General features: G+C 73.3%; 28 protein-coding genes. 26 read left to right on the forward strand and 2 right to left on the reverse strand.

The features are described from left to right. Positions 1–130 precede the first annotated feature (130 nt). Both ACFY00_RS30590 and ACFY00_RS30595 read left to right on the forward strand, forming a co-directional pair. Positions 131–2,200 (forward strand): chromosome segregation protein ParM, encoded by a 2,070-nt coding sequence (locus ACFY00_RS30590; protein ID WP_388035380.1) that lies wholly within the window; start codon positions 131–133, stop codon positions 2,198–2,200. A 105-nt stretch (positions 2,201–2,305) separates the two neighbouring features. Further along, positions 2,306–2,638: a hypothetical protein gene (locus ACFY00_RS30595; RefSeq protein WP_388035382.1), complete on the forward strand. Its 333-nt coding sequence runs from the start codon at positions 2,306–2,308 to the stop codon at positions 2,636–2,638. Between the two features lie 110 nt (positions 2,639–2,748). Here ACFY00_RS30595 and ACFY00_RS30600 read toward each other — a convergent pair whose 3' ends face one another. Further along, positions 2,749–2,967 carry a hypothetical protein gene (locus ACFY00_RS30600; protein ID WP_285739314.1) on the reverse strand — a complete coding sequence of 73 codons (219 nt, stop codon included), beginning with the start codon at positions 2,965–2,967 and terminating at the stop codon, positions 2,749–2,751. A gap of 192 nt (positions 2,968–3,159) precedes the next feature. After that, positions 3,160–4,365, reverse strand: a complete 1,206-nt coding sequence (locus ACFY00_RS30605; protein WP_388035385.1) for an IS110 family transposase — start codon at positions 4,363–4,365, stop codon at positions 3,160–3,162. A 212-nt stretch (positions 4,366–4,577) separates the two neighbouring features. On the opposite strand from ACFY00_RS30605, the gene ACFY00_RS30610 reads away from it, so the two are divergent. The 24 genes from ACFY00_RS30610 to ACFY00_RS30725 all read left to right on the forward strand — a co-directional run. Beyond that, positions 4,578–5,243: a hypothetical protein gene (locus ACFY00_RS30610; protein WP_388035388.1), complete on the forward strand. Its 666-nt coding sequence runs from the start codon at positions 4,578–4,580 to the stop codon at positions 5,241–5,243. Positions 5,244–5,253: 10 nt separating this feature from the next. Continuing rightward, on the forward strand, positions 5,254–5,643 hold the full coding sequence (locus tag ACFY00_RS30615; protein WP_388035391.1) for a hypothetical protein: 390 nt from the start codon (positions 5,254–5,256) through the stop codon (positions 5,641–5,643). A 507-nt stretch (positions 5,644–6,150) separates the two neighbouring features. Then, positions 6,151–7,065: a hypothetical protein gene (locus tag ACFY00_RS30620; protein ID WP_388035392.1), complete on the forward strand. Its 915-nt coding sequence runs from the start codon at positions 6,151–6,153 to the stop codon at positions 7,063–7,065. A gap of 94 nt (positions 7,066–7,159) precedes the next feature. After that, positions 7,160–8,362, forward strand: a complete 1,203-nt coding sequence (gene dnaN / locus ACFY00_RS30625; protein ID WP_388035394.1) for a DNA polymerase III subunit beta — start codon at positions 7,160–7,162, stop codon at positions 8,360–8,362. A 112-nt stretch (positions 8,363–8,474) separates the two neighbouring features. After that, positions 8,475–9,296 carry a hypothetical protein gene (locus ACFY00_RS30630; protein ID WP_388035397.1) on the forward strand — a complete coding sequence of 274 codons (822 nt, stop codon included), beginning with the start codon at positions 8,475–8,477 and terminating at the stop codon, positions 9,294–9,296. A gap of 74 nt (positions 9,297–9,370) precedes the next feature. After that, positions 9,371–9,610 (forward strand): hypothetical protein, encoded by a 240-nt coding sequence (locus tag ACFY00_RS30635; RefSeq protein ID WP_388035399.1) that lies wholly within the window; start codon positions 9,371–9,373, stop codon positions 9,608–9,610. 131 nt (positions 9,611–9,741) lie between these two features. After that, positions 9,742–10,152 (forward strand): hypothetical protein, encoded by a 411-nt coding sequence (locus ACFY00_RS30640; RefSeq protein WP_388035401.1) that lies wholly within the window; start codon positions 9,742–9,744, stop codon positions 10,150–10,152. 130 nt (positions 10,153–10,282) lie between these two features. After that, positions 10,283–10,744, forward strand: coding sequence for an NUDIX domain-containing protein (locus ACFY00_RS30645; protein ID WP_388035402.1), 462 nt, complete (start codon positions 10,283–10,285; stop codon positions 10,742–10,744). Between the two features lie 105 nt (positions 10,745–10,849). After that, positions 10,850–11,353: a hypothetical protein gene (locus tag ACFY00_RS30650; protein ID WP_388035404.1), complete on the forward strand. Its 504-nt coding sequence runs from the start codon at positions 10,850–10,852 to the stop codon at positions 11,351–11,353. Then, complete coding sequence (locus tag ACFY00_RS30655) at positions 11,353–11,844, forward strand: AAA family ATPase (RefSeq protein WP_388035406.1); 492 nt, start codon at positions 11,353–11,355, stop codon at positions 11,842–11,844. Before ACFY00_RS30650 ends, ACFY00_RS30655 begins: the two co-directional genes overlap by 1 nt. A 99-nt stretch (positions 11,845–11,943) precedes the next feature. Beyond that, complete coding sequence (locus ACFY00_RS30660) at positions 11,944–12,090, forward strand: hypothetical protein (protein WP_388035407.1); 147 nt, start codon at positions 11,944–11,946, stop codon at positions 12,088–12,090. Continuing rightward, positions 12,087–12,800, forward strand: a complete 714-nt coding sequence (locus ACFY00_RS30665) for a hypothetical protein (RefSeq protein WP_388035410.1) — start codon at positions 12,087–12,089, stop codon at positions 12,798–12,800. The genes ACFY00_RS30660 and ACFY00_RS30665 overlap by 4 nt, the downstream gene beginning before the upstream one ends. A gap of 138 nt (positions 12,801–12,938) precedes the next feature. Then, positions 12,939–13,214 (forward strand): hypothetical protein, encoded by a 276-nt coding sequence (locus tag ACFY00_RS30670; protein WP_388035411.1) that lies wholly within the window; start codon positions 12,939–12,941, stop codon positions 13,212–13,214. Beyond that, positions 13,211–13,408 (forward strand): hypothetical protein, encoded by a 198-nt coding sequence (locus tag ACFY00_RS30675; protein WP_388035414.1) that lies wholly within the window; start codon positions 13,211–13,213, stop codon positions 13,406–13,408. The genes ACFY00_RS30670 and ACFY00_RS30675 overlap by 4 nt, the downstream gene beginning before the upstream one ends. Further along, positions 13,405–13,815: a hypothetical protein gene (locus ACFY00_RS30680; protein ID WP_388035415.1), complete on the forward strand. Its 411-nt coding sequence runs from the start codon at positions 13,405–13,407 to the stop codon at positions 13,813–13,815. The genes ACFY00_RS30675 and ACFY00_RS30680 overlap by 4 nt, the downstream gene beginning before the upstream one ends. Beyond that, entirely contained in the window at positions 13,815–14,684 is an 870-nt protein-coding gene (locus tag ACFY00_RS30685) for a histone-like nucleoid-structuring protein Lsr2 (RefSeq protein ID WP_388035417.1), read from the forward strand. Before ACFY00_RS30680 ends, ACFY00_RS30685 begins: the two co-directional genes overlap by 1 nt. A gap of 2 nt (positions 14,685–14,686) precedes the next feature. Continuing rightward, positions 14,687–14,980 carry a hypothetical protein gene (locus tag ACFY00_RS30690; protein ID WP_388035420.1) on the forward strand — a complete coding sequence of 98 codons (294 nt, stop codon included), beginning with the start codon at positions 14,687–14,689 and terminating at the stop codon, positions 14,978–14,980. A 75-nt stretch (positions 14,981–15,055) separates the two neighbouring features. After that, positions 15,056–15,952, forward strand: coding sequence for an IS982 family transposase (locus ACFY00_RS30695; protein WP_388035422.1), 897 nt, complete (start codon positions 15,056–15,058; stop codon positions 15,950–15,952). Between the two features lie 266 nt (positions 15,953–16,218). Further along, a complete protein-coding gene (locus ACFY00_RS30700; protein ID WP_388035425.1) occupies positions 16,219–16,443 on the forward strand; it encodes a hypothetical protein in 225 nt (74 codons plus the stop codon). 173 nt (positions 16,444–16,616) lie between these two features. Continuing rightward, positions 16,617–17,300, forward strand: coding sequence for a hypothetical protein (locus tag ACFY00_RS30705; RefSeq protein WP_388035427.1), 684 nt, complete (start codon positions 16,617–16,619; stop codon positions 17,298–17,300). 69 nt (positions 17,301–17,369) lie between these two features. Beyond that, entirely contained in the window at positions 17,370–18,083 is a 714-nt protein-coding gene (locus ACFY00_RS30710) for a hypothetical protein (protein ID WP_388035430.1), read from the forward strand. Positions 18,084–18,175: 92 nt separating this feature from the next. Then, complete coding sequence (locus ACFY00_RS30715) at positions 18,176–18,724, forward strand: hypothetical protein (RefSeq protein ID WP_388035431.1); 549 nt, start codon at positions 18,176–18,178, stop codon at positions 18,722–18,724. Between the two features lie 326 nt (positions 18,725–19,050). Continuing rightward, positions 19,051–20,205, forward strand: a complete 1,155-nt coding sequence (locus ACFY00_RS30720) for a ParA family protein (protein ID WP_388035434.1) — start codon at positions 19,051–19,053, stop codon at positions 20,203–20,205. Further along, on the forward strand, positions 20,202–21,330 hold a 1,129-nt coding region (locus ACFY00_RS30725), incomplete at its 3' end, for a ParB/RepB/Spo0J family partition protein (protein ID WP_388035437.1). The genes ACFY00_RS30720 and ACFY00_RS30725, both read left to right, overlap by 4 nt.

The following is a 21,330-nucleotide window of genomic DNA, read 5'->3' on the forward strand; positions in this document are numbered from 1 at the left end:
GCATCCCCCCCCCCCCCACGCGGGGTCCACCCCCCCCCCCCCCCCCCCCCCACCCCCCCCCCCCCCGGGGGGGGGGCCCCCCCCCGCGGCCCCGCCCCCAGGGGGTCTTTGACCTAAGGAGCATCTGCCAGTGGCCGCCTTCGCGACGAAGCTGGAGCGCACCGTGTACCTTGCCGCCGCGCCCGCCGTGGGCTGGGCGGCCAACCTCCCCCCGCACCACCCGATCGCCGTCGCCGTCGCCACCGCCGAAGGCGCGGGCGTCGCCGCCGCCCTCGCCATCGTCGCGGCCCGGCCCAAGCGCGAAGGCCTCTGGCTGGTGCGCCTGTCCCCCCTCCTGGCCGCCGGGGCCGTCGACCTCGCCGCCCGCCAGATCTCCGGCTGGCACTGGGACGCCGCCCTGGCCGGCGGATGGGGCCTGCTGTGCTGCGCCCTCGCGCCGATCTCCAAGACCCGGCGCCGCAACCGGCCCGCCCTCACCCCCGCACCCGAGGCGAAGGCGCTGCCCACCGCGCCGCCCGCACCGGCCCAGGCCGAGGAAGTCCTCGACCCGCTGGACGCCACCGACCAGTTCAGCGCGCAGGTACGCGCCCTGTGGCGCAACGCCGGCGGCGCGGGCCACACCCACGTCGCCGCCGCCCACCCGCACGTCGGCCAGCCGCACGACCTGACCATGCTGCTGCGCTCCAGCGAGCAGGGCCGCCCGATCGGCGCGGGCCTGACCCGGGCCGCGGTCGCGGCGGCGTTCGCCGTCCACGAGAGCGACGTGGTGCTGCTGGAGACCACGGCGATGGCCGGGCGCCAGAGCGGCCCCGGCTGGCGGGAGGTCCAGGTGATCCCCGACGAGCGCAAGCGCCGCCGCATCAACCCCACCGAAGCCGAGCGGTGGGAGGACAAGGTCGCCTCGGCCGCGATCCCCGGCTCCCGGTTCATCACCAAGAAGCGCGACGACGCCAAGGAGGTGACGTACTGGGTCGCCCAGCTGCCGGACTCTGCGGGTGAGCCCCGCATCGACCCCGTCGCCCTGGCCCGCGCCATGGGCTCCAGCCACGACGAAGGCCGCGTGTTCGCCACCGTCGACGGCCAGCGCGTCCTGGTCGCGGTGTGGGACGACTCCCCGCTCAGCAAGGTCTACCCCGCCACCCGCGAGCTCCTCACCCCGGACGAGAACGGCTGGTGGGTCACCGGCTACCTTGCCAACGGCCAGCCCGCGCTCAGCCGCGTCTACACCGACCGCGGCGCCGCCCACGGCCTGCTCGTCGCCCCCTCCGGCGGCGGCAAGACCCAGCTGATGGCGCTCGTGATGGCCGCCTACGCCAACTTCGGCGCCGTGCTGTGGCTGGGAACGGAAGCCCCGGACGAGAAGACCCCGCTGCTGGGCGCGCACTGCGACCGCTACGGCGTCGGCGCGCTGTACATGGTGCGCCAGCTGCGGGCGCTGGTTGCGCTGATGGAGATCCGCGGCACGATGCTCTGGGCGGACGGCAGGGTCCACGACTGGGACCCGAAGCTGCCCGGCTGCCCCTACCGGCCGTTGCACGTCTTCCAGGACGAGTTCCTGTCGGCGGCCGCCGACAGCGACTACGGCGCCGAGATCTCCGAGCTGTCCCAGGAGTTCTCCGTCAAGGGCCGCAAGTACGGCATGGGCGAGGACGTCGCGGGCCAGAGCGCGCAGGTCCAGCACGGCTTCCCCTCGCTGATGCTCAAGAACATCCGCGAGAACGGCATCCCGACCCTCCTCAAGCTCGCCCCCGGTGACATCACCTCCACGTTCAAGGACTTGGGTGTGGCGATGGAGTACATCCCGGACGCGCTGCCTCGCTCGTTCTCCAAGGAGGCGGAAGGCCGCATCGAGCGGATCCTGGCCGGCGAGGCCGAGCCGCCCAGCGACTCCAACACCGGCGGCGTCGGCTGGATCGTCCCCGGCCGCAAGCCCGAAGTCCTGCGCACCCTGTTCGCCGACTTCAGGCAGGGCATCGACGACCTGTTCCCCGGCGAGGTCTACCACCTCACCGACCACGAGATCCGCGAACTCGAAGCCCGCGGCCTGTGGTTCGACTGGTCCCTGCCGCCCCAGCCCGGCGAGTTCGGCGACGAGGACGACGACGAGGACGAGGAGCCCGCCCCCAAGCGAGGCGGCAAGGACACGGCCCGCAGCACCATCACGACCGCCGACCAGGCCCTGGCCGCCATCCGGCTCTGATGCGGCCACACCCCGGGGGCCGGGCACCACGCCAGCCCGCGCCCGGCCCCGCCCGTCGAGTACCCCACACAACCGGCCCAGGACGGGCCGAGAACGGAAGCACCAGTGACCACCACCGCCGACCACAGCACCGACCCTGCCACCGCCCCGGTCGAGGACCTGACGGAGGTCACTCTCACCATCGCCACCGACGACGGCACCGACTACCGCGACGTGCGGGAGCTGACCCTGGGCCAGCTCACCGGGCTGCTCCTCGCGTTCGATGCCGGCGAGGTCGGCGAGGACCTCCTGGACGATGAGAAGGAGGACCTGCGCGAGATGACGCTGGAGTACGCGCCCGCCGAGTACCGCGGCCGGCTCTGGGCCGAGACCCGCTGCTTCGCCGACACCGACGCCAGCCGGGTGCTGCAGGCCTTCGAGGCCGGGAACCTTCTCTGACCGGTGCGCTTTGCTGCCCACCAGCGCCCGACGCCCCGCCCGAGGGCGGCGCGGCCCCGGTGAGCAGCACGGCACACCGGCCCCCGCGCTCCCGGTTCCCGGCCGGACGCTCAGTCCGCGATGCGCAGCGTGCCGTCGTCCAGCACCCACGCGTCGAGGATCTGGTTGCCGACGATCACGCCCGTCACCCGTACCGACAACGACTCGTCCAGGTCCTCGATCCACAAGACCCCGTCGTCGTCGGTGAACGCGTTCCAGATCACCCCGTCCTCGTCGATCACCGCGTCGAACTCGATCACCCGCGGCGACGGATCCCAGAACCAGCCCACAGCAACTCCCTCCCGTGCACACCAGCACGCCCTCCTGCCGCTCGCCCGGCAGGACTTCAGCCGACCAGCGCTGCCGCGGTCATGCTTCCCGCCTTCAGCCACCGCGACGCGCCACCCGCAGCCTGCACCCAGGCTGCGCCGCCCCCTCCCGCCCACCCCCGCAGCCCTCGCGAAGGAATCTCAATGACTGTGTCAAGCCGCCTGCGTGGCCGGCGGGGCGGAGGTGAACAGCCTCTTGTCACGCGGCATCGCCCAGAGCACGTCCACCCGGCGGCGCGCCAGGGCGAGCAGGGCTTGGGTGTGCAGCAACCCTTCGCCTCGCTTCTTGAGGTAGTAGTCCCGGGAGGGGCCGGGCCGCATCATGGCGGTCTGTGCGGCCAGGTAGAAGACGTACCGCAGGCGCCGGTGGTACCGCTTGGGCCGGTGGTGGTTGCCGGTGCGGCGGCCGGAGTCCCGGGCGACTGGGGCCAGGCCGGCGTGGGAGGCCAGGCGGCCGGCGTCCAGATAGCCGGACAGGTCGCCGACAATGGCGACGAACTCGGCGCCCAGGATGGGGCCCATGCCGGGCATGGACTCGATAACCTCGGCGCGCTCGTCGGCGCGGAAGGTCTCGCGGATCTCCCGGTCGTTGTCCTTGATTCGCTCGTCCAGGGCCAGGAGCTGGTGGGCGAGGTCGCAGACCAGCTTCGCGGCCCGCTTCTCGCCGGGCAGTTCGGCCGTCTGCGACTGGGCGGCCTCGACCGCCTTCGCGGCGACGGTGTCGGCTCCTCGGACCTTGCGACGCTCCAGCCAGGTGGTGAGCCGCTTGACACCGATCCGCCGCAGGGCGGCCGGGGTCTGGTACTCGGTCAGCATCACGACCGGGCCCTTGGCCGCGGAGTAGTCGAAGGCCCGCTCCAGGGCGGGGCAGATGCCGACCAGCAGGTCGCGCAGCCGGTTGATCAGCCGTACCCGGTCGGCGATCAGGTCGGCCCGGTAGTTGGTCAGCACCTGGAGCGTGGCGACCAACTCGGGAGGCGTGTTCAGCCGGGCGAAGCCCTTCGGGCGCATGCGGGCCTGGTCGGCGATGACGCGCGCGTCCTTGGCGTCGGTCTTGCCCTCGCCGCGGTAGGCGCCGGACATGCGGTTGACGGTGCGCCCGGGCACGTAGACGACGTGCTGGCCGTGGGCGATCAGCAGGGCCAGCAGCAGCGTGGAGGCACGGCCGGAGATGTCCACCGCCCACCGGATCTCGTCGGCCTTCTCCCGGGCAGTGTCGATGAGTTGGAGGATCTGCGACTCGTCGTTGATCACCTTCGTCGAGAACAGGGTCTCGCCGTCGGTGTCAACCGCCACCGCCCAGTGGTGCCCCTTGCCGGCGTCGATACCGACCCATATCCGCTCGTGAACCGCGCTCAAGCCCGTCGCTCCGTATCCCTCGTGACCAGCACTTGCGTGGCCCGAAGAACACTCCGCCGACAGGTCCCTAACCAGCGATGATCGCAGTTCTCAATCAGTGGTCGGAGCGTCCCGGAGGACCGGGCGGCCATTCCTTCGGAGCCATCAACGGCAACCCGCCATCAGCCACACCCGGTCCTCCCGGACCGCCAACCATTCTTAGGGAGCCCGCCATGATCCCCGACTCCGGCACCAGCCACCCCCTCGACCCCTCCGCCGTGATCCTCCTGGAGCCCGGCTACGTGCCCTTCCCGAAGAACGGAACGATCGTCGCCCTTCCCACCACCGCGCAGCCCGGCGACACCACGTGCGTGCCCGCGCTCATCGACGGCCAGGCCACCGCCGTCCCCGTCTTCGACATCGCCGCGCAGCTGGCCGTGCTCGATACGCGCCTGGCCGAGCACCGCCGAGCCATCACCGCCACGAACCACGCCCCGGCCCCCGCACCGGTGGCCGACGCGGCCGCCGAGCAGGGCCTGCCGCTCGTGGTTCGCCAGTGCGTCCTCTACGGCTCCATCGCCTCGTTGGTAGCGGGCGGCGCGGTGTGGATGCTCGGCGCGGCCGTCGCCGAAATCGCCCCGCACGCCGACGAGATCGGCGACCTCCTCAAATGGGCCGCGGTACTGGTCGCCGCCGTCGTCCTCGGCGTCGCCGGTCTGCTCGGCAAGCTCCGCTCCCTCACCTCCGGCACCGGCGGCGCCTCGGCGACCGCGAACGGCGGGCACTCCACCGCCACCGGCACCGTCCTGACGCTCTCCTACCGGCCCCAGCACCACACCACCACCATTGGTAAACAGTCCGCCGGGTGGCGCGGATCCATCACCAACAGCAACGACTGAACGGAGGCCCATGACCGGCACCGCATACGGCGAGTGGACCCTGCGCACCGGCAACGGCCTGCTGCCGATGCCTGACCTCGCCACAGCCCTCCTCGCCCTTGCCGCATACACCGCCACCCATACCGGCGGAGAGTCCGACCGGGCCGTCGTCCTGCACCTCGGTCGGCCCTGGCACCCCGACACGCTCGGCCTGCCCGGTTCCCTGCGTCCCGTGCTGCTGTGGAACGTGCGCTGCTCGCTCTGCGGGAGCGAATGGGAGGACGAGTACAGCCCCGGCTTCCACCACGTCGACACCGCAGTCGACCAGGTCCTCGACGGCGGCTGGCACCAGCGCACCGACGGTGCGCTGGTCTGCGACGCCGACGACCTGCTCCACTGCACCGCCCGCCAGGACCCCTGACCAGGTCGCCGGCCTCGTCCCCGGACCGCACCCCCGCGCCCGCCCCGCCATCTCGGCCGGGGCGGGCGCGGCGCGTCCCGGGGACGGGCCCGGCCGCCCGGCCGACACCACACCTTCTCTTGGAGGATCCGATGGGCTATGCCCTCTACTCCGTCACCCGCCACGACGGCACGCAGATCGACGCCGGATACGACGTGGAGGCTGTCTGCGAACACGCGGACTGCACCGAGCAGATCAACCGCGGCTTGGACAACCTCTGCGGCAGCATGCCGGGCGCGCCCGACGACGGCTGCGGCGGCTACTTCTGCTCCCGCCACCTCTACCTGCGACGAGCCGCAGCCCTGGAACTGCGAGAGGTGCTCCGAGCGCCGCAGCTGACCGGACCACCGGCCTCGCCCCCGGACCGCTTCTCGTGCCCGCCCCGCCGAACCAGGCCGGGCGGGCACGGCGCGCCCCGGGGACGGGCCCGGCCGCCCGGCCGACACCGCGAACCTCTTGGAGGACGTCGTGACCGCACCGCACACCACCACTACCGTCGCCGCCGCCTCGACCGCGCCCGCGCCGGTGCTCGCCTCCGCCGCCCAGACCATCGCCCGCCGGGGCCTGTTCGGCGAGGAGCCGTTCGTCGTCGGTGACGAGGGGCAGGAGTGGGCGCTGTGGCTGACCGGCATGGACGAGATCATCCCGATGCCCAGCCTCGGGGAGGCCCTGATGGAGGCCGCCGAGCACAACGCCGTGGCCACCGACCTGGACGACGGCTCGCCGTTCAACGCCGTCGTGCACGCCGTAGTGCTGCACCACGGCGTCGCGTGGCGCCGCCCGCGCCAGGCCCTCACCGCCAGCGTCCGCCCGCACGTCGTCCACTCCGCGTGGTGCGCGATCTGCGACGAGCCGCTGGACGACGAGTACGGCTACTACGAGTCCCCCGAGGACGTCGTCGCCGTCGCCCGGGACCGCGACTGGAAGACCCTGCCCGGCGGCGAGTTGATCTGCCCCCAGACCGACCCCGCCCACCTCACCGCCGAGCACACCCTCGCCACCCGCACCACCGCCCCCGCCATCAAGGGGCAGGACACGCTCGACCTGCCCACCGCCCCGGCCCCCGCCCGGGACAGCAGCGAGGCCGGCGAGGAGTACCCGGTCGGCCGCTACCTGATCGGCGCCCGCCTGAACCGCGCCCCCGCCCCGGCCGCGTCCACCGCGCCCGCGTCCACCGCGCCCGCGGCCGCCGCGCCCGCGGCCGCCGCGCCGGACAGCGGCACCGGCTACCTCACCCGGGCCTCCGAGCGCACCAACCGGCTCACCGCCGAGGACCTGCTCACGGTCCTGGCCGACGTCCCCGGCCACGCCGTGGTGGAGATGGCCGGCTACCCGCTCAGCCGCGCCGAGTACAGCGGCGGCGTCCTCGACCTGCACGCCTGAGACCACCCCGCACCCGCGCCACCTGACCCCGCCTCACCGGCCCGGCCGCACCCCGCGGCCGGGCCGCCCCTTCTCCCCGAACGGAACCCGCCCCGTGAAGCTGCGCCTGCCCGTCGCCGCCCTGACCGATGCCGTCTCCTACACCGCCCGCGCCCTGCCCGCCCGCCCGCCGATCCCCGTTCTCGCGGGGATGCTGCTGACCACCACCGACGGCAGCCTGCACCTGGCCGCCTCCGACACCGAGGTCTACACCTCCGACACTGCCACCGCGGAAGTCGCCGACGACGGCCGCGCCCTGGTCCCCGGCCGCCTGCTCGCCGACATCTGCTCGCGCTTGCCCAAGGGCGCCGAGGTGGACCTGGAGCTGGTGGACAAGGGCGCGCGCCTGTCCGTCGCCTCCCGCGCGGCCCGCTTCACCCTGCCGACTCTGCCCCTCGACGAATACCCCGCGCTCCCGGCCCTGCCGGACGCGGTCGCCACCGTGCCCGCGGACGCCTTTGCCGACGCCGTCGCCCAGGTCGTCGTCGCCGCATCCACCGAAGACGCCCTGCCCGCGCTCACCGGCGTGCAGCTGCGCCTGGACGGCGAGCTGCTGGTGCTGCTGGCCACCGACCGCTACCGCATCGCCCGCCGCGAACTGGCCGTCCACCCCACTGGCACCCTGCCGGGCGAGCAGGCCAAGAAGCGGCGCAAGCCGGAGCCGGGCGAGGGCCCGGACCCGGCCGCCGCCTCGGCAGCGGCCGAGACGCTGGTGCCCGCCAAGAACCTCGCCGAAGCCGCCAAGGCGCTGGACGGCGAGCACGCGCTGACCCTGCACTGGGCCGAGGGCATGGTCGGCCTCTCGATCCCGGGCGGGCGCAGCTACACCACCCGGATCCTGTCCGGCTACGAGGCCCCCAACATGGACGCCGTCCTCGCCGGGATCGACCCGGTCGCGACGTGGACGCTGCCGGTGGCCGACACCATCGCCGCCCTGCAGCGCGTCGCCCTGGTCGCCGCCCGCAACACGCCCGTCCTGCTCACCCTCGACGGCGACCAGATGCGCATCGAAGCCGGCAGCGGCGACGACGCCCGGGCCAGCGACCGCGTCCCCGCCGCCGCCGACGGCGACCTGGGCGCGCCCAGCATCGCCTTCAACCCCGGCTTCCTGATCGACGCGCTCAAGTCGCTCGGCGCGCCGGAGGCCGAGATGCGCCTGCGCCACCCGCACAAGCCGGTCCTGATGCTGCCTCACCTTGGCGACGGTGCTCCGACGCACTACCGGCACATGCTCATGCCCGTGCGCCTGTCCGGCTGACCCGACCCCCCGCCTCGTCTTCCATGGCCCGGCCGTCCGCCCCGCCGCGGGCGGCCGGTCCGGACGCACTTCCGCCACCGCCGAATCCGCCCACCAGCGAGGAGCTGCCGCCGTGACCGCGCACACCCCCGACCAGCCCGAGCCCGACTCCACCGACGACGACCTGCTCTTCCCCACCACCACCCACCAGACGCCGCAGTTCGACAGCGACAAAGAGGAGGGCGGGGGCGAGCGCCCGGACGTGATCTGGCACCAGCCCCGCCGTGCCCGCCACCGCCTGCGGGACAAGGTCCCGGCCTCGTTCCAGCACCTGTCCAACGCCGCGCTCGTCCTGGCCGCCCTCGCTGCCCTGGTCCTGTTCGTGCTGGTGCTGGTCGGCGTCGCCCAGGCCGCGCTGGCCGCCATCCGCTGGTGCGCCGACCCGCAGCACCTGACCCACCCGGCTTCCCAGCTCTGGCACACCGTCAACGACCCGCTCGCACGCAGCCTCCAGCGGCGCGGCGTAGGACTGCCCGCCGGTCCCGGCACCCTCCACGAGGCATGGGCCACCGCCGGGATCGTGATCCTGCTGCTCGTACTGCGGCGCGGCGCGAAGGTCGGCGTGCAACTCGCCAGCATGCTGTTCGGCGCGCTCACGGCCACGGCGGTATGGGACGGCACCGACGGCCCCGGCCGCCCCGTCGCCGCGGGCCTTGCGGTGCTGATCTGGGCGGTCCTCGCCGCCCTGGCCCTCACTGGTTCCTGGACCACCACCCACACCACGGTGTTCAACACCACGCCTCCGGCTGACCCTCCGGCCGTCGTGGTCAACGTCGCCCCCGCCGGGGCGCCCGCGCCGGTCGTGGAGATCACCGTCCCCGAACCGCGGATCGAGACCGTGCTGGTCGTCGACGCCGAGGGCGACGCCCGCCGCACCAGCCGACCCGACCAGTAGATCCCGCCCCTGCTGCGCGCCACCCCTCCTGTCCCGCCGAGCGCCACCGATCCCTGAGGAGCCCCATCGTGCCCGTGGCGATATCTCGCGACCAGCAGATCGCCGCCTTGCGCGAGCGCCTGCGTGACCGCTCCGCCACCCTGTCCGGCCTCACCCCCGGCAGCCCCTCCCACACCGGGCTGCAGACCGAGTGCGACGCCATCTACGCCGAGATCAAGCGCCTCGAAGGCACCCGCTCCGTCAACCCCCGGCTGCTGCTGACCATCCTCGGCATCACCGTCCTCGTCCTGCTCAGCCTCCTGTCCGGGCACTGACGCTGCCCGCCACCGCACCTCGCCGCCGAGCCGACCAGGCCCGGCCGGGCGGGGCGCGGTGGCGCGCGGCGCGGCCGCCCGGCCGGACACCAGCACACCCGTCCAGCACCGACCCCCTGTGGAGGACTTCCGTGTTCCAGCGCCTGCTCCGCTTCCTGCCCGACGGCCTCGTGTCGCCTCTCGGCTACCGGCCGGTGTACGGCCCGGCCGACCTGGCCGCCGCCCTGGCGGCCAACTACGACGCCGCCCACGCCGCCCAGAACGCCGAGTCCCGGATCGCACGGCGGAGGCTGACCAGCCCCCTGATGTTCCAGGTCGGCCTGCTCGACCTGCACCGGGAGGCCGCCGACATCGTGGTCTTCCTGCGCGCCGACCTGGCCGCCGCCGAGAGCAACCTCGACCTGGACGACCCCGCCCAGCGCACCCTCCACCAGGCGCTGCTCGACGCCCTCCAGGCAGCCGAAGACCTGCGCCTGCACGTAGCGACCGCCGCCGCCCGATCCCTGCCCGCCGAGAGCAGCACCGTGCCCCAGCACTCCTGACCCGTCCGGGTACTGACGCTGCCCACCACGACGCCCACCCGCCGCGCCCGCCAGGTGCGGCGGGCGGGCGCCGTGGTGCGCGGCGCGGCCGCCCGGCCGGACACCACCCACGCACCTGGAGGACAACCCCATGACCGACACCACCCACACCACCGCCGAGGGCGGGCACGGGACGGCCGAGACGATCCACTACACCGCAGACGTCGCCGCGGTGCTGCCCGACGGCCGCGTTCTGCTGATCGAGCGCGGCCACGCCCCCTACGCCGGGCTGCTGGCCCTCCCGGGCGGACACGTCGACTCTGGCGAGAGGGCCCTGGCGGCCGCAGTGCGCGAACTGCACGAGGAGACCGGCGTCCTGGTCGACCCGGACAGCCTGGTCCTGATCGGCGTCTACGACGAGCCCGGCCGCGACCCGCGCGGCCGCTACGTCGGCGCCGCCTACCTCGCCCGCGTCCCCGCCGGCACCGAGGCCCGCGCCGGAGACGACGCCGCCTCCGTCCACTGGGTCGACCTCGACAACCTGCCCGAGCAGCTCGCCTTCGACCACCACCTGGTCCTCGCCGACGCCCGCCGGATCCTCTCCGGGCACTGACGCTGCCCACCACGACGCCCACCCGCCGCGCCCGCCAGGTGCGGCGGGCGGGCGCCGTGGTGCGCGGCGCGGCCGCCCGGCCGACACCGACCACCGGAGGACACCGTGACCACCGATCCCACCCACCCGCCCGCCCCGCCCATCCCCGCGCCGTTCGCCCGCCCGGGACGGACCTGGCGCCAGAACAGCGCCGACGAGAGCGCGTCCGACTGGGCGCTGGCCCACTTCGCGCTCTCCGAGCGCTCCTTCGCCAGCTACGGCGACGACCCCGGCGCCGAGGAGGCCCAGCGTCTCGCCGACAAGCTCACCGCCGACGAAGCCCGACGGATCGACGCCTTCCTTGCCGCCGGCGTCCAGGACCGCGGCCGACTCGAGACCCTTGCCGCCGCGGAGGAGCTGACCGGCGACGACCGCACCTGGCTGCTCGACCAGCTGCGCCTGGCCTGGCAGCGCCTGGACCGCGCCCGCGACGCCATCGACCACTCCGGCAGCATGATGGCGACCACCTACGCCGCCAGGTCGATCGACTACGTGCGCGGGTCCCGCTGCCCCGAAGCGCTCACCGGCCGCCGCCCCCGCCGCACCACCCAGCACGGCGAAGCGTCCTGATGCCCGCCGAACTCGCCCTCGCCCCGGCCGATCCCGGCGCCCTGGTCGTCATGGTTGGGGGGAGCGGCTCGGGGAAGTCCCACCTCCTGCGCCACCTGCCCACCCACCAGATCGTCAGCCTGGACCGGCTGCGGGCCGTCGCTTCCGAGCCCGGCGACCAGGACGCTACCGCCGACGCGGTCCTGCTCCAGCACCAGATCCTGACCATGCGCCTGCGCCGCTCCCGAACAACGGTCGTAGACAACACTTCCGTCGAGCAACTGCACCGCCTGCAGCTGGTGGAGCTCGCGCACCAGCACGGCCGGCGGTGCATCGCGGCGTGGGTGGACGCCCCGCTGCCCACCTGCCTGGCCCGCAACGCCGCCCGCCCGGACCATGAGCGCGTGCCCGAGGATGTCCTGCGCTGGCAGCACGCGATGGCCCGCGCCGCCCGGACCCTCCTGCCCAGCGAGGGCTTCGACGAGATCCACCACTACCGCACCGGGCCCTGACGCTGCCCACCACCGTGCCCGCCCGCCGCGCCCACCAGGTCCGGCGGGCGGACGTCGTGGTGCGCGGCGCAGCCGGACCCCATCCCTGATCGGAGAACCGTGGCACCCGAAACCGCCCCCGAGTCCTGCGACCGCCGACTGCTGCGGCTTCAGCGGACCGAGTCCCCGCTGATCGCCCAGCTCGCCGCCGCGATCGGCAATCTGCGCACCGCCGCCGAGCACGCCGGCTGGATCGGAGAAGCATGAAGCGCACCACCCTCCTGACCGCTGCGGCCGGCACCGTACTGGCTGCCGCGGGGATCGCCCTGCACCTGCGGCGCCCCGCCACCACCAGCCCGGCCTCGGACGAGACCGCGGACCGGTGGGGTGAGCTGCCTTGCCCGCCGCTGCGCGACGGCGTCGGCCACCTGCACGACTGGCTCGCCTCCGGCGACTGGACGGACCCCGCCGACGTCCTCCAAGCCCTCCAGGAGCAGGCCCCGGCCCACCTGCTCGGCGACCTGGTCCGCGACCTGGCCGCCGACCTGCGCGCCGCCGACCGCCCCGGACTCGCCCTCCAGATGGACGAAGCCGAGCAGCTGCTGCGCCGGGCCGCCGACGTCCTCGGCGAGGTCGACTACGCCGACGACGGCTCCCCGTGCCCGGACGAGCCGCACGACGCGAACTGCCCCGGCGGGTGCGGCGGCACCGGGATGGTGATGGAGACCATGACCTGGGACGACCAGGGCGAGGGCATCTTCGTGCCGGTCCACCAGGAGCCCGTCGACTGCCCGGTCGGCCGCTACCACCACGTCCACGGCGAGACCTGCGAGTGCGGCGGCAGCGGCTTCACCTTCGAGGGCGGCTACCGGCACCGCTGCCTCGCCAGCATGCCGCCGGCGCCCCGCCTGCTGCCGGACGACGACCCCTGGGCCAGCGCCGTGCCCCACGTCGACCCGGACGACCGCCCGTTCTGACCCCCCCGCACACCACCGCGGCCCGCCTGATCGATCAGGCGGGCCGCGGCCTTCCCGGATCCGGCCGAACCTGCCTCCACAGCTGACCGGCCGCACCCGGGCCATCCCTCCGACACGAGACCGAAGGAACAACTCAGTATGGCGACCGCCGTCCTCACCCACACCCTCCCCTCCCCCGCCCTCAGCCCCGACCAGCGCCGCCAGGCCGCCGCCGCGATCCGCACCATCGGCCGCCTCGCCCCCCGCCCGCACCGCTCCCGCTACGCCTGCGACACCTGCGAGGTCTCCTGGTCCGGGCCCGAGGCCGACTGCTGGTCCTGCGGCCGGCCCGCCAGCCACGCCCGCCACGACATCTCCCTCCTCCACCGGCTGCTGCTCGCCCCCGTCACCCCCAAGAAGGCGGGACCGCGGTGACCACGCACCTGCCCGAGGACCTCGACCGGCGCCTGGCTGCCGAACTCGTCCCCCAGTGCCCCGCCCCGCTGGCCCGCCGCCGCACCCGCACCACCCAGCCCGGGCCGGTCGCCGCCGACCCGCTCGCCGCCGAACACCGCGCCCAGCTCCTGGCCGCCCTGCGCGCCACCACCCCGAGGAGGACCGCAGCATGAGCACCGACCCCCACGACCACACCGTGCCGCTGGTCCTGATCCTCGGCCCGTACTTGGCCGCCACCGTCATTCGCCGCGCCGCCACCGCCCTCCAGCACGACGACTTCCTGCCCGAGCCGGTCGCGCTGCGCTTGGCCTGCGAGCGCGCCACCGACGGCGACCCGCTCGTCCTGGCCGCGCCCGGCCAGATCTGGGAACTGCGCCCCGACGTCGACCCCGACGACGCCCCCGCCCGCCGCCTCGCCATCCACCTGCGCCTGGCCAACCCGCCGCGCATCTACGTCTCCGACCCCGACGACCCGTCCGGGGACGGCGAGATCGACGAGCTGCTCCTCGAGGTCCTGGACCTCTACACCCTCACCTCCTGGGACGTGCGCTTCCTCGCCCCGAACCCCGTCGTCGCCTGATGCCCACCGACACCGCCGACCCGGTCGCGGTGATGAAGGCCGCAGAAAGCCTCGCCCTCACCCCGACCTCGCACCGCCAGGACGCCGACGCCGCCACCCGCACCGCCCGCGCCGCCCACAGCAAGGACGACCTGGTCCTGCTCCTGGACGCCCTCGGCCTGCCCGGCGACGAGCACGAGATCACCCGGCTCCTGCCCCACCTCTCCACCCCCAAGGCCGGCACCCCCGGCCGCCTCGCCCCCTTCGGAGGGAACACCGTGCCCAGCACCACCACCCCGGCCGCCCACCCCGAGCACGACGCCCTGGCGAACCTCGACCCGATGACCCGCGAAGTCGCCCTCTCCATGCGCGCCAAGGGCGACAGCCCGCTGAAGATCCTGGCCGCCACCGGCCTGGACGAGAACGACATCCAGCACCTCATCGCCCAGCACCCCGACGCCCGCGCCGCCTCGCCCTACGGCGACGCCGTGGACGAGCTCCTCGCCTGGGCCGACCAGCACCCGCAGGCGAAGGTCCGCCGCCTCGCCGAGCAGACCCGCGAGTCCCTGGACAAGCTCCTCGCGCAGCACGCCAGCGACCAGGCCGTCGCGAAACACGAGGCCGAGGTCGCCGCCCTCAAGGCCCGGCTGCAGCGCGCCGAACAGGCCCTGCGCGACGCCAAGGCCGGCAAGCCCACCACCACCGCCCGCACCCCCGGGCCGTCGAACGGGACGGACTTGGCGCAGCCCGCCGACAAGGCCACCCGCACCGCGATCCGCGCCTGGGCCACCCAGCACGGCCACGCCGTCGCCGACCGCGGCGTCATCCCCCAGGCCGTCCTGCGCGCCTGGCGCGAGGCCCACGCCGACTCCCTCGCCCAGGCCGGCTGACCATGGCCGCCCGCGCGCGCACCACGCCAGGCGGCGCCGCCGGTGCGGGCAGGGTCACCCTGCTGCGCACCGGCGGCGCCGCAGGACCCGACTGGGGCGTCTACGCCCTGCTCTACGCGACCCGGCACATCGGCGGCCGCACCGAAGCCGTGATCGGCTACTGCGCGCCGGACGCCGACTTCCTCGACCCGGCCTGGGCGCTGTACCAGCAGCAGCCGTACGGCCCGGCGGGGACCGCCCGCCGCCCTCTCCTCGACTACGCCGCCGCGGCCAACCCGCCCTGCGGCCGGGGCTAGACGAGTAGTTCCGAAGTCAGCTGGCTTTGCTGGTTCTGCTTCGGACATGCAGGAAGGGTGTCCAGCATTCGGGTTGTGACGACCGAAGAGCTGGACACCCTTCTGACCGCACTCTATGTGCAGATCGATGATCATCTACCCCGAACGCGTTGGTTGGGCCGCCCGCCGCGGCTGTCGGACTCGGAACTGGTGTGCCTGGCCGTGGCCCAGGTCCTGCTGGGTTTCCACTCCGAGGCCCGCTGGATCCGCTTCGCCCGCGCCCACCTGCGTGGCATGTTCCCCCACCTGCCCGAACGACCCGGCTACAACAAGCGTCTGCGCGCCGCCAGGCCCCTGCTTCAGCAGGCGATCCGCGACCTGGCCCAGGCGACCGACCTGTGGGCGGACCCCGTGTGGATCACCGACTCCACTCCGGTCGAGTGTGGGCGCTCCCGTGACACCGTGCGCCGCTCGGCCCTGGCCGGGTGGGCCGGCTACGGCTACAGCCGCTCGCACTCGCGCTGGTTCTGGGGCCTGAAGCTGCACCTGGTCTGCACCCCGGCCGGGCTGCCCGTCACCTGGGCCCTGGCCAGTCCCAAGGTCGACGAGCGCGAGGTTCTGGCCGCCCTCGTCGAGACCGAACCGGAGCTGGCCCGCGAGCGGCCCGGTCTGCTGATCCTCGCCGACAAGGGCTACGTCTCCGCCGAACTCGACCGTTTCCTCGACCAGCACGGCATCACGCTGCTGCGGCCCTCCTACCGCAACCGGTCCCCACGCCCTGGGGAGGGGTTGCTGAAGTCGGTCCGGCAGCTGATCGAGTCCGTCAACGACACACTCAAGGGCCAACTCGGCCTTGAACAGCACGGCGGCCGCACCGTCGAGGGCCTCGGCGCCCGGGTCGGCCAGCGACTGCTCGCGATGACCTGCGCGATCTGGCACAACCGAACCACCGGCCGACCCGTCACCCGCTCATTGATCGCCTACGACCACTGACCGACTTCGGAACTACTCGTCTAGTCGCCCGCCGCCCACGGCCACCGCCTCGCCCTCTACCTCCTGCGGATCGCCGCCGCGACCCGCCTCGTCCCCTCCCCCCGCATCACCGACCTGCCCGAAGCCACCTGGACGCTCACCACCGAGCAGCACGTCTCCCTCGCCCCGGACCCGGACCACTCCGGCCGGGGCTGGGCCGGACACCACCAGGTCCGCGTCGGCCGCCTCCTCACCCTCACCACCTGACCCCAGGAAGGACCCCTCCGATGGCCCGAGCGACCATGCCCGTCACCGGCATCCACGCCGACGGCACCCCCTGCACCCATCTCGTCAACACCCGCACCGGCCGGCCCAAGGACCCGGCCAGCGGCTGCCCCGGCCGCACCGGCTACGGCGCCACCTGCTCCGCCTGCGGCGAGACGGTCGCCAACTACCTCAAGCTGCTGGTCACCCCCGACGCCGCCGCCCACCTCCGCCAGCACAATGCCTGACCACCCTCCACCCGCACGCCGACAAGCAGGCCGACGAGATCCGCCACTGCATCGCCAGGCGCTGACACCGCGCCCTGTCCCGCCCCGGCACTAGCCGGAGGCGGGCCGGGGCGCCGCGCAGTCGGCCCGCCGAACACCTCCACCGCAGACCTCTCCCGGAAGGAAGCACACCGATGCCGTCCACCCCCCGCTACTCCGCCGAGCCCGGTGACCTGCTGCCGCCGATCGTCACGATCTGTGGCAGCACCCGGTTCTGGGGGCACATCGCCGAGGCGGCGCTCCAGGAGACCGTCGCCGGTCGCATGGTCCTGGCCCCGGCCGTCGACATGCGCCAGCACCACGAGCTGTGGGACGACCCCGCCGCCGCCGAGCAGCTCAAGAGCCGACTCGACGCCCTGCACCTGGCGAAGATCTCCACCGCCGACGAGGTCCTGGTCGTCACCGACGACCGGCTCTACCTCGGCGAGTCGACCCGCCGCGAGATCCTGTTCGCCGAGGCCCTCGAGATCCCGGTCTCCTACTGGGTGGCCGGACGCGGACGCCTCGGCACGAGCCACCTGCAGCAGCCCTCCGCGGCCCGCGAACGCGCCTCCGAACAGTGGAAGTCCGCCTTCGCCCGGCTCACCGCAGCCTCCCCCACTGGGCCCGCCCGTGAAGCCCTCCTCACCCTCGCCGCCGTCGACCTGGCCATCGCCGAGCACGGCACCTCGGCCTCGCTGGTCGACGTGCGCCGCGCCGCCCGGCACCACCTCGGCATCGACGTCCCCCACGACCGGGCCCACGCCGCGCTCACCACCCGCACCGAGGACTCCCCCGGCGCGGGTGTCCACTTCCTGCTCGGCCCCGCCAGCCGCTGACCCGACATCACACCCCGGGCCGGGCACCCCGCCCGGCCCGCCCCGAACCCGCCCCGAAGGGACCGCCCGATGACCGACACCCGCGCCCGCGTGCTGACCGCCGTCCTCGACGTCGCCGATAACCTCGCCATCACCGCCGCCGCGGCCGCCGCCGGACTCACCACCTACCGCGTCCTGCACGGCCGTCCCACCGAGACCCGCGCCGCCCTCGCCCTCGCCGCCGCTGCCCTCGCCGCCGTCACCACCGACCAGATCACCACCCAGCTCCGCCGCCCCCTGCGCGACCGCCTCGGCCTGACCCCCGCCCCCTACCATCTGACGGAGCCCGCCCCGGCACCCACCACTGAGCAGCTCGCCAGCGAGGCCGCCACCGACGCCGCTCACCGCGCCGCCACCCAGGCCCACAGCCTCGACCACAGCGGCGGCAGCCTCACCAAGACCGACCACTGGACCGGTCACCCGGACGGCACCGCGACGTGCGACCTGGATGATGACGCGCACCTGCTGTGCATCCCCTCACCCGCCGGGGCCAACGGCTACACCACCCGCACCTTCCTGCTGATGCGCGACGGCGGGCAGCCGGTGCCGGTGCGCAGCATCAGCGAGATCGTCGCCCTCCTCGACCTGGACACCGAGGACCTCCCCGCTGCCGAGGACGGCGACCCGTGGACGGCGATCGGCGAGGAGTTCGGCATCGAGGAGCTGCTACCCGCCGACGCCGGGCCCGACGAGGACAACGACCGCGACCAGGAAGCCGAGGCCTACGCCGACGGCAGCCTGTAGCCTGGCCGCCCCGCGACCCAGCCCCGCCCCTACGCTCCCGGCTGGCCCGCACCCTGCGGGCTGGCCGACCCCTTCGAAGGAGAAGGCCCGAGATGGCCCACTCCACCCCCAACGCCGTCCCGGCCGCTCGGCGCGGCCTGTCCACCTCCAACCCCGCCCAGCGGCTGCGCCCCGGCACCCCCACCCGCGAGTGGGAGCTGTGGCTCACCGGCCCGAACACCCTGCTGACGATGCCCGACCTCGCCACCGCCCTTCTGGCCGCCGTCGAGCACAACGCCCTGACCGCTGACCTCGACGACGACTCCCCGCTCCACCCCGTCAGCTACGCCTTGGTCCTCCACTACGGCTACGCCTGGCGCCGCGAGGGCGCGGCCCGCTCCGACGCGGGCATCGCCGTCCCGGCCCTGTGCTGGACCGCCCGGTGCAGCGTCTGCGGCGACCTGGTCGAGGACGAGTTCATCCCCCACTACGACAGCGTCGAAAGCGCCACCGCCGACGCGGTCGGCAGCCGAGGCTGGGCCGAGCAGCCCGACAGCCGCCTCGTGTGCGAGCGAGACGACCCGGAGCACGAAGAGGCCTGCGCCGACGCCCGCACCGAGGACGGACCCCAGCCGGACGAAGACCAGCTCGCCCTGCTGTAGGGCGCGCCACCGACGAGATAGAGCCCAGAGGCCCTGCAGTCGCGCACCTGCGCGGGTGCAGGGCCTCTTTGCGTTTTAGGAACAAAGCGCTGGAATCTCCGCCCTACCGCAGCGGCTCAGACCTGGTTTTCGCCCCCTGCCGCCGACAGATCGTGGATCAAGCCGTGGCGCGGCGCTGCCAGCCAGAACAGTTAGCTGTGTCTGTTTTGTCTCTCGATGTTGTCCGCGGACAACATCGAGAGACAAAACAGACACAGCGTCATAGACCACCCATAGGTGGTGAGTCGGTGACGTGACAAGCTCTCGCTGGTTAGTAAACTCCCCGCATGAGTACTGAGACTTCGGCGGACAACCGCGACAAGGTGGTTACCAAACTGCCTGCCGCGCTGCGCCGCGAACTGAAGATCCGCGCCGCGACCGTCGGGGTCGACATCCAGGACGCAGTCACCGCCGGTGTCAGCGCGTGGCTGGAGACCCCCGGGCCGTTCCAGCCGATCGACACCTCCGCCAGCACCTCCTTCTCCACCTACGTCCCCTCCGACCTGTACAAGACCTTCCGCATCGCCTGCTCCCAGCGCGAAGTCCCCTACAACCAGGGGCTCGCCCAAGCGATCAGGCTCTGGCTCGACGCCAACCCGCGCCGCCAGCCGGTACGGCTCCCCACCGGCCCGCAACGCATCGTCGTAGCCAACCAGAAGGGCGGCGTCGGCAAGACCGCCATCTCCAACGGCACGGCCCAAGCCCTCGCTGAAGCCGGCCACCGCGTACTGATCGTCGACTTCGACCCGCAGAGCCACCTCACCCTCCAACTCGGCATCAACCCCCTGCCCATCAAGGGCGACAGCCTCGCCAAGAACATGACCGGCGAGCGCTCCAGCGACCTGCGCGACCTGCTCGTTGAGGTCCCCGGCGAAGCCTTCGAAGGACGCCTCTTCGTCCTTCCCGCCTGCACCGACGCCTTCCTCCTCGACGCCAAGCTCGTCACCTCCCGCGACGTCCGCGTCAAGGAAACCGCCCTGGAGAAGGCGCTCGCTGTCGTCGAGCGCGAATTCGACGTTGTCATCGTCGACTGCCCGCCCAGCCTCGGCTACGCCATGGACAACGCCCTCTACTACGCTCGCACCCGCGACGGCGAGCCCAAGGGACGCTCCGGCCTCATCATCCCGGTCCAGGCCGAGGACTCCTCTGCCGACGCCTACATCATGCTGCGAGAGCAGATCGAGTCCCTCTGCGACGACCTCAGCATCGATATCCACGACTTCGGCTTCGTCGTCAACCTCTACGACTCCCGCAAGGGCTTCGTGGCCACCTCCGCCCTCAAGGAGTGGCAGGCCATAGAGGAACCCGCTGTGATCGCAATCGTCCACGACCTCAAGGACCAACGCGAGGCAGTCCGCGTCAAGAAGCCCCTGCTCTCCCACGCGCCCGACAGCGAACAGGCCGACGTCATGCGTGAGATCGCCCGGAGGATCGCCTCATGACCCGCGCAGCAGACCGCCTCGGCGGCGGCAGCAGCTTCGGTGCTGTCCGCCCCCGCAGCGAACGAGGACGCGCCAAGGCCGTCGCGGAAGGCGCCATCCCCGACTACGAACTCCAGCGCCTGCCCCTCGACAAGGTCCGCCCCAGTCTCGTCAACCCGCGCCGCAACTTCGGCACCGACGAAGAGCAAGAGGCCCTCGGCAACAGCCTCGCGCGCAAGCAGACCACCGCCTGCGTCGCCGTCACCCGCGCCGCCTACCTCGCCCTGTGGCCCGAGCACGAAGCCCACATCGGCATCGCCGAATGGATCATCCTCAACGGCGAGCGCCGCTACCGCTCTGCCCAGCGCGTCAACCTCGAGCACCTCGACTTCGTCGTCCGCGACGACCTCGCCGCCACCCGCGCCGACTTCATCGACTACCTGATGCTCGAGAACGACGAGCGCCAGGACTTCAACATCATCGAACGCGCTCGCGGTCTCGAAGACCTCCTGCAGGCCTGCGATGGCAATGCCGCCGAAGTGGCCCGCCGCCGCGGCAGAGACCGCTCCTGGGTTGGTAACCAGGTTGCCCTACTCACCCTCCCAGCAGACATCCAGGACATGCTCATCGCCGGCACCCTGGCCGAGCGCTATGCACGACGTCTCGCCCGCGCGCTGAAGGACGACCCCTCGCTCAGCAGCGAGGCGCTCCTCGAGCTGGCTGAGCAGCTCAAGGCAGAAGAACGCGACCGCCGTAGCCAGACCAGGGATCTACTCGAAGCGGCGAAGAACGCCGTGTTGTCCGCGGACAACACGATCCAGGCCCCGCAGCCGCCACCCCCGTCGCCATCTGCACTGGATGGCCTGGCAGCGACTGCCCTCAGCGCTACGCCCGCAGCGGCCTCACCGGTGCAGCAGTCACAGCCCGCCACTGGCTCCCCCACACCTTCAGACGTGTTGTCCGCGGACAACATCCCGGAACAACGCGCGGCTGATGACCAAGCCCACCACAACCCTGAGCCGACTAACGATCTCGCTGAGGTGGGGGGGGGGGGGGGGGGGGGGGGGGAGCCCCCCCCCCCCCCCCCCCCACCCACACCCCCCCCCCCCCCCCCCCCCCCCCCCCCCCCCCGCGGGCCGGGGGGGC

The organism is Kitasatospora sp. NPDC001540 (assembly GCF_042894345.1).
GTDB classification, from domain to species: Bacteria; Actinomycetota; Actinomycetes; order Streptomycetales; family Streptomycetaceae; genus Kitasatospora; species Kitasatospora phosalacinea_C.

Excerpts from the sequence above, each read along its gene's own strand:
- ACFY00_RS30610 (WP_388035388.1), top strand. The coding sequence starts at position 4,578 with ATGATCCCCGACTCCGGCACCAGCCACCCCCTCGACCCCTCCGCCGTG.
- ACFY00_RS30615 (WP_388035391.1), top strand. The coding sequence starts at position 5,254 with ATGACCGGCACCGCATACGGCGAGTGGACCCTGCGCACCGGCAACGGC.
- ACFY00_RS30645 (WP_388035402.1), top strand. The coding sequence starts at position 10,283 with ATGACCGACACCACCCACACCACCGCCGAGGGCGGGCACGGGACGGCC.
- ACFY00_RS30655 (WP_388035406.1), top strand. The coding sequence starts at position 11,353 with ATGCCCGCCGAACTCGCCCTCGCCCCGGCCGATCCCGGCGCCCTGGTC.
- ACFY00_RS30665 (WP_388035410.1), top strand. The coding sequence starts at position 12,087 with ATGAAGCGCACCACCCTCCTGACCGCTGCGGCCGGCACCGTACTGGCT.
- ACFY00_RS30670 (WP_388035411.1), top strand. The coding sequence starts at position 12,939 with ATGGCGACCGCCGTCCTCACCCACACCCTCCCCTCCCCCGCCCTCAGC.
- ACFY00_RS30680 (WP_388035415.1), top strand. The coding sequence starts at position 13,405 with ATGAGCACCGACCCCCACGACCACACCGTGCCGCTGGTCCTGATCCTC.
- ACFY00_RS30685 (WP_388035417.1), top strand. The coding sequence starts at position 13,815 with ATGCCCACCGACACCGCCGACCCGGTCGCGGTGATGAAGGCCGCAGAA.
- ACFY00_RS30690 (WP_388035420.1), top strand. The coding sequence starts at position 14,687 with ATGGCCGCCCGCGCGCGCACCACGCCAGGCGGCGCCGCCGGTGCGGGC.
- ACFY00_RS30700 (WP_388035425.1), top strand. The coding sequence starts at position 16,219 with ATGGCCCGAGCGACCATGCCCGTCACCGGCATCCACGCCGACGGCACC.
- ACFY00_RS30705 (WP_388035427.1), top strand. The coding sequence starts at position 16,617 with ATGCCGTCCACCCCCCGCTACTCCGCCGAGCCCGGTGACCTGCTGCCG.
- ACFY00_RS30710 (WP_388035430.1), top strand. The coding sequence starts at position 17,370 with ATGACCGACACCCGCGCCCGCGTGCTGACCGCCGTCCTCGACGTCGCC.
- ACFY00_RS30715 (WP_388035431.1), top strand. The coding sequence starts at position 18,176 with ATGGCCCACTCCACCCCCAACGCCGTCCCGGCCGCTCGGCGCGGCCTG.
- ACFY00_RS30720 (WP_388035434.1), top strand. The coding sequence starts at position 19,051 with ATGAGTACTGAGACTTCGGCGGACAACCGCGACAAGGTGGTTACCAAA.